Source organism: Streptomyces sp. NPDC055078 (assembly GCF_053607985.1).
This window is the reverse complement of record NZ_JBSGUP010000155.1, coordinates 1-13,861: the sequence shown is the minus strand read 5'-3', so window position 1 is coordinate 13,861 and position 13,861 is coordinate 1. Positions and strand designations below refer to the sequence as shown.

9 protein-coding genes and 1 pseudogene are annotated in these 13,861 nt (G+C 72.6%); 7 read left to right on the top strand and 3 right to left on the bottom strand.

From position 1 onward, the window contains the following. Positions 1-95: 95 nt before the first annotated feature. The 3 genes from purB to ACWF94_RS15820 all read left to right on the top strand — a co-directional run bounded on the left by purB (position 96) and on the right by ACWF94_RS15820 (position 3,431). On the top strand, positions 96-1,538 hold the full coding sequence (gene purB / locus ACWF94_RS15830) for an adenylosuccinate lyase (protein ID WP_453487933.1): 1,443 nt from the start codon (positions 96-98) through the stop codon (positions 1,536-1,538). A gap of 18 nt (positions 1,539-1,556) precedes the next feature. Continuing rightward, entirely contained in the window at positions 1,557-2,096 is a 540-nt protein-coding gene (gene mug / locus ACWF94_RS15825) for a G/U mismatch-specific DNA glycosylase (protein WP_453487932.1), read from the top strand. Positions 2,097-2,273: 177 nt separating this feature from the next. Next, a complete protein-coding gene (locus ACWF94_RS15820; RefSeq protein ID WP_453487935.1) occupies positions 2,274-3,431 on the top strand; it encodes an ROK family transcriptional regulator in 1,158 nt (385 codons plus the stop codon). Positions 3,432-3,638: 207 nt separating this feature from the next. Here the strand turns inward: ACWF94_RS15820 and ACWF94_RS15815 are convergent, their stop codons facing one another. The 3 genes from ACWF94_RS15815 to ACWF94_RS15805 all read right to left on the bottom strand — a co-directional run bounded on the left by ACWF94_RS15815 (position 3,639) and on the right by ACWF94_RS15805 (position 6,759). Next, positions 3,639-4,403, bottom strand: a complete 765-nt coding sequence (locus tag ACWF94_RS15815; protein ID WP_453487931.1) for a GntR family transcriptional regulator — start codon at positions 4,401-4,403, stop codon at positions 3,639-3,641. A gap of 277 nt (positions 4,404-4,680) precedes the next feature. Continuing rightward, entirely contained in the window at positions 4,681-5,565 is an 885-nt protein-coding gene (locus ACWF94_RS15810) for an RNA polymerase sigma-70 factor (protein WP_453487930.1), read from the bottom strand. A 108-nt stretch (positions 5,566-5,673) separates the two neighbouring features. Further along, complete coding sequence (locus tag ACWF94_RS15805; protein ID WP_453487934.1) at positions 5,674-6,759, bottom strand: DMT family transporter; 1,086 nt, start codon at positions 6,757-6,759, stop codon at positions 5,674-5,676. Positions 6,760-6,827: 68 nt separating this feature from the next. Here ACWF94_RS15805 and pdxR point away from each other — a divergent pair, with 68 nt between their 5' ends. The 4 genes and pseudogenes from pdxR to ACWF94_RS15785 all read left to right on the top strand — a co-directional run. Next, positions 6,828-8,441 carry a MocR-like pyridoxine biosynthesis transcription factor PdxR gene (pdxR, locus tag ACWF94_RS15800; protein WP_453487929.1) on the top strand — a complete coding sequence of 538 codons (1,614 nt, stop codon included), beginning with the start codon at positions 6,828-6,830 and terminating at the stop codon, positions 8,439-8,441. Between the two features lie 264 nt (positions 8,442-8,705). After that, positions 8,706-10,139 carry an SWIM zinc finger family protein gene (locus ACWF94_RS15795; protein WP_453487928.1) on the top strand — a complete coding sequence of 478 codons (1,434 nt, stop codon included), beginning with the start codon at positions 8,706-8,708 and terminating at the stop codon, positions 10,137-10,139. Continuing rightward, on the top strand, positions 10,136-13,180 hold the full coding sequence (locus ACWF94_RS15790) for a DUF7824 domain-containing protein (protein WP_453487927.1): 3,045 nt from the start codon (positions 10,136-10,138) through the stop codon (positions 13,178-13,180). The genes ACWF94_RS15795 and ACWF94_RS15790 overlap by 4 nt, the downstream gene beginning before the upstream one ends. 89 nt (positions 13,181-13,269) lie before the next feature. Continuing rightward, positions 13,270-13,861, top strand: a pseudogene (locus ACWF94_RS15785) (GNAT family N-acetyltransferase); the annotation flags it as partial.

Here is a 13,861-nt window from a genome sequence, read left to right as displayed (position 1 = left end):
ACGTCGTGAGAGGGACTGGCGGAGACTGACCAAGCGGTTCGTCGACGGTGTAGACGTACGGAGAGCCCCATATACGGCGGGTATGCTCTGCCTACGTGACTGCTCTGTCTGCGAAGCCTCGTATCCCGAATGTCCTGGCCGGCCGCTATGCCTCTGTGGAGCTGGCGGCTCTGTGGTCCCCCGAGCAGAAGGTGAAACTGGAGCGTCAGCTCTGGCTCGCGGTGCTGCGCGCGCAGAAGGACCTCGGCATCGAGGTACCGGACGCGGCGATCGCCGACTACGAGCGGGTGCTCGACCAGGTCGATCTGGCGTCGATCGCCGAGCGCGAGAAGATCACCCGCCACGATGTGAAGGCGCGGATCGAGGAGTTCAACGCCCTCGCGGGTCATGAGCACGTCCACAAGGGCATGACCTCCCGCGATCTGACCGAGAATGTCGAACAGCTGCAGATCCGGCTGTCGCTGGAGCTGATGCGCGAGCGCACGGTCGCGGTCCTGGCCCGTCTGGGCAAGCTCTCCGGTGAGTACGCGGAGCTGGTGCTTGCCGGGCGCTCGCACAACGTCGCCGCGCAGGCCACGACGCTCGGCAAGCGCTTCGCCACGGCGGCCGACGAGCTGCTGGTGGCGTACGGGCGCCTGGACGATCTGCTGGGCCGCTATCCGCTGCGCGGGATCAAGGGCCCGGTCGGCACGGCGCAGGACATGCTCGATCTGCTGGGCGGTGACACGGCGAAGCTCGCGGGTCTTGAGCAGCGCATCGCGGGGCACCTCGGCTTCACCCACGCCTTCACCTCGGTCGGGCAGGTCTATCCCCGTTCGCTCGACTACGACGTGGTCTCCGCGCTGGTGCAGCTCGCCGCCGCGCCCTCATCGGTCGCCAAGACGATCCGGCTGATGGCCGGACACGAGCTGGTCACCGAGGGTTTCAAGCCGGGCCAGGTCGGTTCGTCGGCGATGCCGCACAAGATGAACACCCGCTCCTGTGAGCGGGTGAACGGCCTGATGGTGATTCTGCGCGGCTATGCCTCGATGACGGCGGAGCTGGCGGGCGACCAGTGGAACGAGGGTGATGTGTCCTGTTCGGTGGTGCGCCGGGTGGCGCTGCCGGACGCGTTCTTCGCCTTCGACGGGCTGCTGGAGACGTTCTTGACGGTGCTGGACGAGTTCGGCGCATTCCCCGCGGTCGTCGCCCGGGAACTCGACCGCTATCTGCCGTTCCTCGCCACCACCAAGGTGCTGATGGGCGCGGTACGGGCCGGAGTCGGCCGTGAGGTCGCGCACGAGGCGATCAAGGAGCACGCGGTCGCGTCGGCGCTGGCGATGCGCGAGCAGGGTGCCGAGCGCAATGAGCTGCTCGACCGGCTTGCCTCGGACGAGCGTATTCCGCTGGACCGTGGGCAGTTGGACGCCCTGATGGCCGACAAGCTGTCGTTCACGGGTGCCGCCGCCGATCAGGTCGCGGCGGTTGTCTCCCGTATCGAGGAACTGCTCAAGCGGCACCCCGAGGCCGCTGGCTACACCCCGGGGTCGATCCTCTGAAACCCGAATGAACCCCGAATGAACCCCGAAGAACAGACCGCCCGCGACCGCGTCATCGACGATGTGGTGGCGGAGGGTCTCGGCGTGCTCTTCTGCGGGATCAACCCCGGCCTGATGTCGGCGGCGACCGGCCATCACTTCGCCCGGCCCGGCAACCGTTTCTGGCCCGTACTGCATCTGTCGGGGTTCACGCCCCGCCGGATGCGGCCTTCGGAGCAGCGCGAGCTGCTCGGGCTCGGCCTCGGGATCACCAATGTGGTGGCGCGGGCCACCGCGCGCGCCGATGAGCTGAGCGACGAGGAGTTCCGGGCGGGCGGAGAGCTGCTGACGGCCAAGGTGCGGCGGCTGCGGCCCGGTTGGCTGGCGGTCGTCGGCATCACCGCGTACCGCACGGCGTTCGGCGACCGCAAGGCCCGGATCGGGCGGCAGGAGCGCACGATCGGCGATACGGGAATCTGGGTGCTGCCCAATCCCAGCGGGCTGAACGCGCACTGGACGGCCCAGTCGATGGCGGCGGAGTACAGCCGCCTCCGAGCCGTCGCCCAATCGTCCGATTGACCCCCTCGCGAGGCCCTTGTACCTCGCGTCCGCACACCTCCGGCAGCGTCGCCGGGGCCGTACGGCGACTGGTCCGTTGCAGTCCTTGCAGTGACCGTGCACGGCGTTCGGGCAGCGAGTACGATCCGGCAGACACACACGCCCGGGCTGCATCAGCCGGGACGGGAAGGACACATGGTGGGGCGGCTGACCGGCGGGGATCCGTCGCTGCTGCGGCGGATCAACTCCGCGGTGGTACTCCATGCTCTGCGGGGCGCTGGCTCCCCCACGCTCACGGATCTGACCCGGGTCACGGGTCTGTCCCGGCCGACGGTCGAGGGCGTCATCGAGGGGCTCATCGAGGTCGGCCTGGTCAGCGAGTCCGTGCCCGAGGAGGGCGAGGCACGCCGCCAGGGGCGGCCTGCCAGACGATTCCGGTTCCGGGTCGAGGCGGGCCATCTGCTGGGCATCGAGATCGGCGCGCACCGGGTCGCGGCGCTGGTGTCCGGACTGGACGGGCGCATCATCGGCGCCGGGTCCCGCGAGGTGTCGGAGACGGCTTCCGCCGACGACCGGCTGGAGCGGGTACGGCTGGTGATCGCGGACGCTCTGCGCAGGGCCGGGGTCCCCCGCACCAATCTGCGGGCCGTCGGGGTCGGCTCCCCGGGGATCGTCGAGGCGGACGGGACCGTACGGCTCGGGGTGGCGCTGCCCGGGTGGACCGGGCTGCCGCTGGGCCAGCGGCTCCAGCGCTCGTTCCGCTGCCCCGTACTGGTGGAGAACGACGCGAACGCCGCCGCCCTGGCCGAGCACTGGAAGGGCTCCGCCAGGGACATCGACGACTTCGTCTTCGTCCTCGCCGGACTGAGCCCCGGCGCGGGTTCCCTGATCGGCGGGCGGCTGCACCGGGGCTTCGGGGGCGCGGCGGGCGAGATCGGGGCGCTGCATCTGCTGGGGCGGGACGTGACCCCCGAGAAGTTGCTGTCGACGACGGACGAACCGCTGCACCCGCTGGACGAGCAGGCGGTGGCCGATGTCTTCGCCCTCGCCAAGCAGGGCGACTCCCGGGCTCAGGCGGCGGTCGAGCGGTTCATCCAGCGGCTGGTGCACGATGTGGCGGCACTGGTGCTGGCCCTCGATCCGGAGCTGGTGGTGATCGGCGGCTGGGCGGCCGGTCTGGACGGTGTACTCGAACCGCTGCGCGGTGAGCTGGCCCGGTACTGCCTCCGGCCGCCCCGGGTGACTCTGTCGCTGCTCCGCGAGGCCGCCGTGGCGACGGGCGCGCTACGGCTGGCGCTGGACCATGTCGAGGAGATGCTCTTCGCGGTGGAGGGTACGGTCACGGCCCACCGCTGAACCGGGCAGGTGCGGTACGCGGCGAACCGGCCGCTCCCGGAGGGGCACCGGCTGACTCCGGAGAGCACGGTTCCGGAGGGCACGGTGCGTGATGGTCCCGAGGAGCACGCTGTTCCGGGGACGGAAGATCGGAAAGAGCCCCCGAGGTGTTTCCCCGGGGGTTCATGGCTCCGGAGCTGTCCCTCAGGGGGCGAGGGCCTCCTGGGGTCAGGACGCCCGGCGCTCCTGGTCGTGGTGGCTGATCCGGACATCGCCGGAGGCCCCGAAGGTGAGCCGGCAGGTGTCGGCGCGGTAGGTGGCGATGGAGACGGCCGCGGTCCGGCCCCGGGAGAAGTAGCGGGTCGTGACCAGCAGGACGGGTGCGCCCGGCAGCCGGTCCAGCTCCTTGGCGTCGTCGGCGCGCGCCGAGCCCAGCTCCACGGCGCGGTCCTGGCCGTCGAGGTCGAGCCGCTGCAGCTCACGCAGGACCGCACGCGCGCGGGCCGGCCCGGAGGTGACGTCTATGGCCGACAGGTCGGGCACGGAAGCGGCGGGAATGTAGAGCAGCTCGGCCGCGACCGGCTGACCGTGGGTGACCCGCAGTCGGCGCAGGGTGTACGTCGCGTCGCCGTCGGCGGACTCCAGCATGCGGACCACGCCGGTGGGCGGCACCGCCTTGGCGCAGTCGAAGGTCTGCCAGGCGTCCTGGGCCGATCCCGGCCAGGCGTGCTGGGTGGTGGAGACGTCCACACCCACGCGCGGCGGTGCGACGGTCGTCCCGACGCCGCGACGGCGCTGGAGCCGGCCTTCCAGTTCGAGCTGTTCCAGTGCCTGGCGGAGGGTCGCGCGGGCGACGCCGAAGCGCGCCGCGAGATCCCGTTCGTTCGGCAGGATCTCACCCACCGCGAAATCCGCGTCGAGTGCTTCGCTGATCACCGTCTTGAGGTGCCAGTACTTCGGTTCCGGCACCGATTCCAGTTGCGTGGTCCCCACCCTGATCCTCCGCATTCGCCCGTCAGCGGCGGTTCTTCCGCGCCCTTGTTTATTAAAGGTTCCTCACTATCCATGCCGACCATAGGACGGCGCGACACCTTGGTCAAGACCAATCCTGCGCACATCGCCGGCCGAAGTCGACTCGGTCGGCGATGCGTTCACATGGCGTTCTCACCCCGGCTCTCCCCCGCTGACGCCCTGGTCATCCCCAGTGAAGCGCGCACGACATCCGTGCCGCCTCCTTTTCGGACAGGGGCCCGACATGCGGAGAGACGGCTTACTCGGTCGTCATACCGAGGAGTTTTTCGGGGTTTCGCACGAGATAGACGTATTGAATGCGTCCGTTCACGATCCCCAGCTGGAGGACGGAGTCCGGCTTCCCCGCGGAGAGGATGAGCAGGGAGGGGAAGCCGTTGATCTCGGCGAAGCGGAAGCCCACGTCCGGAATCGACTCCTTCGCCACCGCGGACAGGAAACGTCCGACCTTCGCCGCGCTCTCCACGATCCGCAGGGGCGCCTTGGCCTTGCCGCCGCTGTCGCCGACCAGACGCACATCGGGGGCGAGCAGCGAGAGCAGGGCGTCCAGGTCTCCGCCGGACGCGGCGGCCAGGAAACGCTCGGTCAGTTCGCGGTACTCGCCGGGGTCCACATCGAAGCGGGGCCGGCGCTCGTCGACATGGCGGCGCGCGCGCCCGGCGAGCTGGCGCACGGCGGCCTCGGACCGGTCGAGGGTGGTGGCGATCTCCGCGTACGGAAATTCGAACGCCTCGCGGAGCACAAAGACGGCGCGCTCCAGCGGAGAGAGCGACTCCAGCACGACCAGGACCGCGAAGGAGACGGAGTCGGCGAGAACCGCCTGCTCAGCGAGGTCGGGTGCGCTCCGTCCGAAGTCCGTGGCGATCGGCTCGGGCAGCCAGGGGCCGATATACGCCTCGCGCCTGGACTTGATCTGCCGCAGCCGGTCGACTGCGAGGCGGGTGGTGATCCGTACGAGATAGGCGCGCGGCTCCCCGATGTCCGCGCGCTCCCGGGCGGACCAGCGCAGCCAGGCGTCCTGGACCACGTCCTCGGCGTCGGCTACCCGGCCGAGCATGCGGTAGGCCACCCCGGTCAGTACGGGCCGGTGTTCTTCGAAGACGTCGGTCAGGGTGTCGGTTGCCACGCCTACATCCCAACCGACCGGCGGCCTTCTGTCCAGGCGGGCCCGGCCGGCCTGCGCTCCGGGCGCCCGGACAGGCTGCTCATACGTCGGCGGGAGGTCCGGAGCCGGCTACTCGTGCGCCGACGGGGTTCCCGGGCGGGGCAAGCGGTCTCCGGTGTCCGGGGAGGGAGGGGGTTCTCCGGCGCCCGGTTCGCCGGGCCGCGCGCGTGCGGTGGGGTGCGCGCGTGCGGTGGGGTGCCGGTGGGCGACGACCCCGCGCTCGTCCCCCGTGAGGTCCCGGGTGGGAGCCGCGGCCCCCTTGCGGGCCACGCCCGTCCCGCTGCCGCGGAACACCCCCGAGCCGAGTGCCGCGCCTGCTCCCACCAGCACTCCGCCCGCCGCCTGAGCCGCACCGAACGTACCGGTGCCGACGAGGGGCGCGGTGAGCGCCGCGGCGACCGGGATCAGCCCGGTGAAGAGCGTGGCGCGCTCGGTGCCGATGCGCTGGACGCCCATGTACCAGGTCACAAAGCCGATGACCGTGACCACGGCCACCTGCCACAGCAGTGCCCATGCCTCGCTCCGGTCGGGCATCCGGACGAGGGCTGTGCCGTCCACGACCAGGCCCAGCAGTGTCGACTCGATGGCGGCGACGCCGCAGACGCAGGCCGTGAGCAGCCGGGGGCCGAGCGGCCGCAGCACCGGTGCGGCGAGCATCGCGAAGCCGACCTCGCCGAAGAGTGCGGCAACCGACCAGACGAGGCCGGCCGTGTCGGTGCGGCCCCAGCCCTGGACCGCGAAGGCGCCGGCGGCGACGAGGAGGGCTCCGTACAGCACCGGCCGGGTGGGGCGGCGGCCGTCCAGCAGCGGGACGAGTACGGCGACGATGACCGGGGCACAGCCGACGAACACACCGGGAACGGCGGGTTCCGAGGTGCGTTCGGCGGCCAGGATCGCGATATTGAAGCCGACCATCCCGACCCCGGCCAGCAGCGCGATCCGTCCCCACTGGCGCGGCGTCAGCGCGCGCAGCGGAGCGAGGGCCGCCCGGCCGCCCAGCAGGGGCAGCAGCAGCAGAAAGGCGAGGCCGTAGCGGATGGCCTGGCCACCGGCGTACGGGTAGTCGCCGAGCACGCTGTTGGCGGTGAAGGAGGCTCCGACGAGGCAGTAGGCGAAGGAGACGAGGAGCACGCCGCGCAGGGCGTGCCCGTTCATCGGACTGTCCGGGTGGGTCATGGAGTCGACGCTAGAGATCGGGGCGGTCCCCTTTAAGGTCCACTTCCATGACGTCATCGGGGACCAATCGGGAGACCAGGGATGGAGACCAAGCAGGGGGCCGGTCCGGGGCCGGTCAGAAGGGAGGGGGTGGAGCGGGACCGGCGGGACCGGTCGATCCTCCGGCCGGACCCGGAGATTCCGCGAGGGGCGCGAGGGGCGCGTCGGTCGCGCCGGTAGCGTCCGTCGCACCGGTTGCGCCCGTCGCGGGAGAGCGCGCGGCGTCCTGGAACACCGCGTGGGAGCTGCTGCTGCCCGCCGTCGCCGCGCCCGCACGGCAACGCGGGCGGGCGCTCCAGTCGGCACTGCGTGAGGCGGTCAGGGCGGGACGGCTCGCGGCGGGCACCCGGCTGCCGTCCAGCCGTGAACTCGCCGCCGACCTCGGGGTTTCACGCGGACTCGTCACCGAGGCGTACGAGCAGCTGACGGCCGAGGGGTATCTGCGCAGCGGCCGGGGCGCGGGAACCTGGGTCGGGGACGCGGCGCGCGCCGGGGCCCCGGTCGCACGGGATCTCGCGCCGCGTACGCCCGGCGTACAGGTGGACTTCCGGCCGGGAACACCGGACCTCTCCCTCTTCCCGAGGGCCGCCTGGGCAGCGGCGTACAAATCCGTGCTCGCCCGGCTGCCCCACCGGACGCTCGGCTATCCCGATCCGCGCGGGCTGCCCGAACTGCGTAGTGCGCTGGCATCGCTGCTCGCCAGGCGGCGCGGGGTGGTGGCCGATCCGGAGTATCTGGTGGTGTGCTCGGGCGTCACCCAGGCGACCGTCCTGGTCGCTTCCGTCCTCCGTGGGCACGGCCTCCGGGCGATCGGTGTCGAGGACCCGGGCAGCCCCAGCCACGCGCCGGTGTTCACGGCCGCCGGGCTGGAGGCGACCCCACTGCCGCTCGACGGCGACGGGCTGGCGATGGAGCCGCTGCGCAGGTCCGGGGTACGTACCGTGATGATCACACCGGCTCATCAGTTCCCCTCCGGAATCGGGTACTCCGCACAGCGCAGGGTGGAACTCCTCGACTGGGCGAGGTCGGTCAAGGGTCTGATCGTCGAGGACGACTACGACGGCGACTTCCGCTACGACCGGGCCCCGGTCGGCGCGCTCCAGGGCCTCGATCCGGAACATGTCGCCTACAGCGGTTCGGTGAGCAAATCCCTCGCGCCGGGGCTGCGCATGGGCTGGCTGCTGGTGCCGCGACGGCTGATGGACGAGGTGGTGGAGCGCAAACGCACCATGGATCTGGGCAACCCCGCCCTCGACCAGGCCGTACTGGCCGACTTCATCGACCGCGGCGGCTACGACCGGCAGTTGCGGCGCTGCCAGCGCGCCTATCGGGAGCGGCGCGACGCGGTCGTCCGCGCCCTCGCGGAGCACTTCCCCGGCACCGAGGTCAGCGGTATCGCCGCAGGGCTGCACATCATCGCGCGACTGCCCGAGCGCTACGGCCCCGAGGAACGGTTCCTCGGGTGCGCGGCCCGGGCCGGGGTCGCCGTGCGCCCGCTGAGCCACCACACGACGGCGCCGTTGACCGGCCCGGCCGTCCGGCTGGTCATCGGATACGCCCATCTCACGCCATCCGACATCGCCCGGGGGGTGGGGCTGCTGGCCCGGGAGGTGACCGGCTGAGCGGACGGCGGCCGGGAACCCGGGGACCGGAACCGGGTGGGAGAACGGGGGGACTGCGCCGGAGCCGGACGGGAGAACGGGGGGACTGCGCACGAGCCGGACGGGAGAACGGGGGGATGCCGCAGGAGCCGAGCGGGAGCGTGGCTGGACGGCGGCCGCCCGGGCCCCGGGGCAGAGCGGGAGTCCAACTCGGGTGCTGTGGCGAGGGGTCCGGTCCATCCCTCGACCGGCCGATTGTCAGTGGCGGGGCTTACGGTCTGTTCCATGACGCGATCAGTGCAGACGCTCGCCTATGTCCGTCCCTCCGCCCTTGAGTCCTCGGCGGCCGGACGCCGCCTCGGCCTGGAAACCTCGGGCGGGCGCGCACCTGTCGGCGTCCAGGACCATCCCACCTTCTTCTCGGGCTTCCTGACATCGCCGCAGACGGCCGCGCGCGGCTTGCTGGCGGTGGCGGATGTGGCGGCGGCCCGCTATGTCGATCAGACGCCGCGCCCGCTGCTCGACCCGGTGGTGACGGGCAACGGCGACCGGCTGCGATTCGAGTCGTTCTCCGGCTGCTGTGGGGTGTACGCACGGCTCGATGTGCTGCGGGACGGCCTGGACGGCGCCGATACGGGACATGGCACGACCAATGTGGATGTCAACAACCCCCTGCGGGAGGCGCTTTCGCGGATGACGGGCGACAGCCCGCTCCATCTGCGGGTGGGCCCGGGCGAGCTGGCCGTCACCACCCTGGACGGCTCGGTGGTGGAGAAGAAGGTTCCGCTCCCGGACCGCTGGCTGCGCGGCTTCGCCGAGGCGCAGGTGGCCACCGCGGGATTCGATCTGCGGGCGGAGCTGTCCGCGTCGGATGCGGTGCGGTTTCTGCGCTCGCTGCCCCGTTCGTCCGGCCGGGCGTCCCGGGGCGCGCAGTGGGTGGTCCCCGCCGGGAGGGCGCTGCGGCCGGCGACCCGTCCGGTGGCGGGTGCCGTGTGTCTGCCGGGTCCCGAGCGGCTGACGGCCCTCCAGCGGGTGCTGCGCCAGGCGACGGCCCTCCGGGTGTACGGACCGGCGGCGGTGGACGGTGCGGCGACCTCGTCGGCGTGGGAGGTGGTGCTGCCGGGGATGCGGCTGACGCTCACCCTCTCGCCCGACACCGCCCGGGGGTTCTCCGGTGAGGGCGGAGTGCTGGAGGCGCTGGCGACCGGGGAAGCCGCTCAGGATGCCGAGCTGATCTCGGTGCTGCTCGCCTGGGAGCCGAGGATCGATCCGGCCGACCTGGCGGCGCAGTCGGGACTGACCGTCGAGCGGGTGCGGGCCGCGCTGGTCAGGCTGGGCACGGCGGGCCGGGTGGGCTACGACGTGGCGGACGCGGCGTACTTCCACCGGGAGCTGCCCTATGACGCGGACCGCGCCGAGCGGCACAATCCCCGGCTGGTCGCGGCCAGGGAGCTGGTGGCGGCGGGGGCGGTCGCACTGGACGGGGAGTCGGCATCGGTCCTCTCGGGCACCCGCACCTACCGGGTGCGGGAGGCGGCCGGAAGGTCGCGCTGCACCTGTCTGTGGTGGTCGGACCACCAGGGCGGGCGCGGCCCGTGCAAACACGCGCTGGCGGTCCGGATGGCCCGGCGCGGAGCCACCCCGGCCCCCGCCGTGAAGGCCACCGCCACCCTGGCCACGTCGGACACCCTGGGCGCAGGCGCGGGAGGTGCGCGATGAACGACGTGCACGATGTGAACGAGCGAGTGAACGATGTGCATGACCTGAATGACGTGCGCGACGTGGCCGACGTGGCCGACGTGGCCGACGTGGCCGAACTGCTCGACGCCGTGCGCAACGGGCGGTACGGCGAAGTGCCCGGACTGCTGAAGCCCCTGACCGCGACCCAGCGGAAGGCGTGCCTGCCTGAGTTGAAGGCGTTCCGCACCGAGGTGCGTGCCTGGGACTGGTCCCGCTGGGGAGAGCAGGGCAAGGCGCGGGCGGCACTGCTGGTCGCGGGCGCGGGCTGTCTGACGGGAGCGGCGGCGGCTGCTTCCTGGATCGGCGCCCGCGATCTGCGGTCCGGGCCCGCCGTGGCGAGCGGTCCGGTCCTCGATGTGCTCGCCGACCGGGACCCCGGCTGGCTCGGTGACGTGGCGCACCGGCTCGCCGCCCGCCCCTCGACCGCCGAGGAGGACTACTGGCTGATCCATGAGCTGGTACGGCTGGCCGACTGCCCGGTGCCCGTGACGGACGGGTATGTCTACGGGTGGGTCCGGTCGGTGCCGCACCCCTCCAGGGTCGGCAGGGACCCTCAGGTGGCGGTCCTGGTGCCGAGGCTGTTCGAGACGCCCCAACTCGCCCAGCAGCTCGCCTGGTACGCCGACCCGGACGACCCGGACCACTGGCCGTCGGTGCTCGTCCGGCTGGCCGAGGACGGTGTGGTGGAGCGGTCGGTGCTGGTGGACGGCTGTGTCGCGCGGCTGCTGCGCGGTGGCCGGCCGGGCGATATGCGGTTCTTCCTGACGCTGTTGGGCCGGCTCGCGCTGAGCACGGACGACGCGCAGGCCCGGATCCCGGACTGGATCGGCATGGCCGCCGACGGTACGGCCGCGGTCGCCGCCCACGCGCAGAGTGTTCTCGGAGGACTGGCCGAGAGCGGCAGGCTGCCGACGCGCGCCCTCGCCGAGCTGTCGGGCGCGGTGCTCTTCCGCCCCGAGAAGAAGCTGGTGCGGACGCAGTTGACGCTGGTGGGCAAGGTGCTGCGGAAGAGCGCCGATGACCCGTCCGTCGCCCGGGAGCTGTTGCCGGTGGTCGCGGAGGCGTTCGGCCATGGGGACACCGGAGTGCAGGAGCGGGCGCTGAAGCTGGTGGCGCGTCATCTGTCCGCCGCCGACGACGAGCTGCGCGAGGAGCTGGCCGCGTCCGCCGCGCTGCTGAGCCCGGCCTACCGGGCGGCGGCGGTCGAGACCTTCGGCGCGCTGCTGCCCGAGGAGGAGACGGCGGCGTACGAGGAGATCCTCCCCGCCGTCGCCGGGCCCGGCAGGCTCGCCCCGCCGCCGGAGTCGGTCGAGGAGCTGGTCGAGGACATGGTGGTCCTGGTGCGCAGGCGCGAAGGGGCGGCCGAGTTCGAGCGGGTCCTCGACGGCCTGGTCCGGCTCGCCCACCGGGAGCGGGAGCCGGTCGCCGACGCCCTGCGCAGCGCACTGGCGGACCGCTACTGGCTCACCCCCCGCTGGGACCGGTACCCGAACGTCGACTCGGTGTTCACCAGGGATCCCGGCGGTGTGGAGGTCGTGGTGGCGGCCCTGCTGGGGCGGCTGTCGGACAGCGGGCTCCGCAAGAGCCGGACGCGGTCCACCCGGTCCGACCGCTGCCCGTATCTCGGGCTCACCGCAATCACCAACGACCGGCTGTGGGAAGTCGCCCGCTGTCTGCGCGCCGACCCGCTGCCGTTTCTGCTCGCCACACCCACCTGGGACACCGGGGCGCTCGATCCGGACGTCCTGGTGGAGCGGCTGCGGGAGTACCGGCGGCTCGGTGCCGCACCCGCGCCGGTGGACTTCGCGCAGGCTCTGTTGCGGGTGCCGCACGGCGGGGGCGGAGCCACGGCGGAGGCCGCCGCCGGGCTGGGGACGGCCGAGGGCGACCGGCTCGCCGCATGGCTGTCCGGGGATGGCCCGGCGATGCCCGCGCTGCGGCCGGATCCGGCCGCCGGGCCGCCACGGGAGAGCGGGTCCGCCCTGATGCGCCACCCGGCCCGGGTCACCCGACGGCTGCTGGGCCGGTCCCGGCAGCGGCCCGGCGTTCAGCAGGACTTCCCGCTGGTCTTCCACTGGCTGGGACGGCCGCCCGACGACTCGCACAGCCATAGTGAGAGCTGTGTGGGCTCTCACGCACCCTGGCCGACCGTGGTACCCCACTGGCAGCCGGCGATTCCGCACAACCGGGAGGCGCTCGCCGGATGGCTGGTGCCCGGACTGATGTCGTCCGCGGAAGCGGGGGCCTACGGGACGGAGTTGCGCGGCAATTCCTGGTGTCTGCCCGGGCTCGCGGAGGCGGCGGCCCCCGAGGGTCCCGCCGGTCCCGCGATGCACCAGGCGCTCGCCGCCGGTCTGGGCGCCCGCCATGCCGACGACCGGCTGACGGCGGTGGACGCCCTGCTGGTGCTGGCCGCCCGCGGTCAGCTCGACGCGGCACGGCTCGGCCGTGAGGTGGCCGAGCTGACCCGGCACGGCAGGGTGAAGCCCAACCGGCTGGCCGATGCCGCCCGTACGGCCGCCGCGACCGGTGCCTACGCGACGACCTGGGCCGTTCTCGCGGCGGCGCTGCCCCTGTTGCTCACGCCGGAGCCGCTGCCCCGGGGCCTGGGCGAGATCCTGGCCGTGGCCGCCGAGTGCGTGGAGCACTGTGGACCGGCGACGGGGGGCACGGTGACAGCGGTCGCGGTGACGGGGGTCGCGGTGACGGGGGTCGCGGTGACGGGGGCGGGGACCGCGCTGCCCGATCCCGCCACGGTCCCGGCGCCCCGGCCGGACCCCGGCGCGGCCACCGGAGCGGCGATTGGAGCAGCGATTGGAGCAGCCGTTCCGGCGTCGGCGGAATCCGGCGCGGTGGAGGCGCCACCGGGGACAGCGGCACCCGGGACGGCGGCCGACGAGATACCCGGCCTGGCCGCATTGGCCGGGCGGGGCGGATCGTCGCAGTTGGTCGCGCAGGCGTCGCGACTGCTGGCGGTACTCCGCCAGGCCCCCGGGCACCCCATCAGAAAAAGCACCTGAAAGCAGTAGATACCGTGCAGATCTTCGCTTTACCCATCAGTCACACGTCGTTCGTGATCGCGCAACACCGCTCGGTCACAGTGGTTCCCATGACCGACCACAGTGAGGCCATGCCCGATGTCACGTCCGTGAAGAGTGCCCACCGCCCACACCACTGGCGGCGGGATCTTGTCGAACTGGCAGCCGTCTTCACGGCGGTGGCGGTCGCCGATGTCGTCGCGAATCTGGTCGGACACGGGCCCGGCGGACCTCCGCTGCTCATCGTCTCGGCCGTGACCCTCCTCGCCACAGCCGTCTTCCACATCTGGTGGGCGCGCCGCCACCGCCGTACCCCCGCGACCGATGCGGATCGGGCAGCCGGTCCCCACACCAACGGAACCAGCATCGGCGGCGGCACCGGTGACATCAGCGGCGCCGACGGCACCGACAGCGCTACCGGTACCGGTACCGCCGCCCGTGCCGACAGTGGCACGACACTCTGGCGGCTGCGGACGACCGTGCGGGACTCACCCGGCAGCCTCGCGGCGCTCTGCTCCGTCCTCGCCGGGCTCGGCGTCGACATACTGACGCTCCAGACGCATCCGCTCGCCGAGGGGACAGTGGACGAGTTCCTGCTGAGGGCACCCACCGCCCTCCCGGCCCGGCGGCTGGCCCAGGAGATCTCGGCGGCGGGTGGCGGGG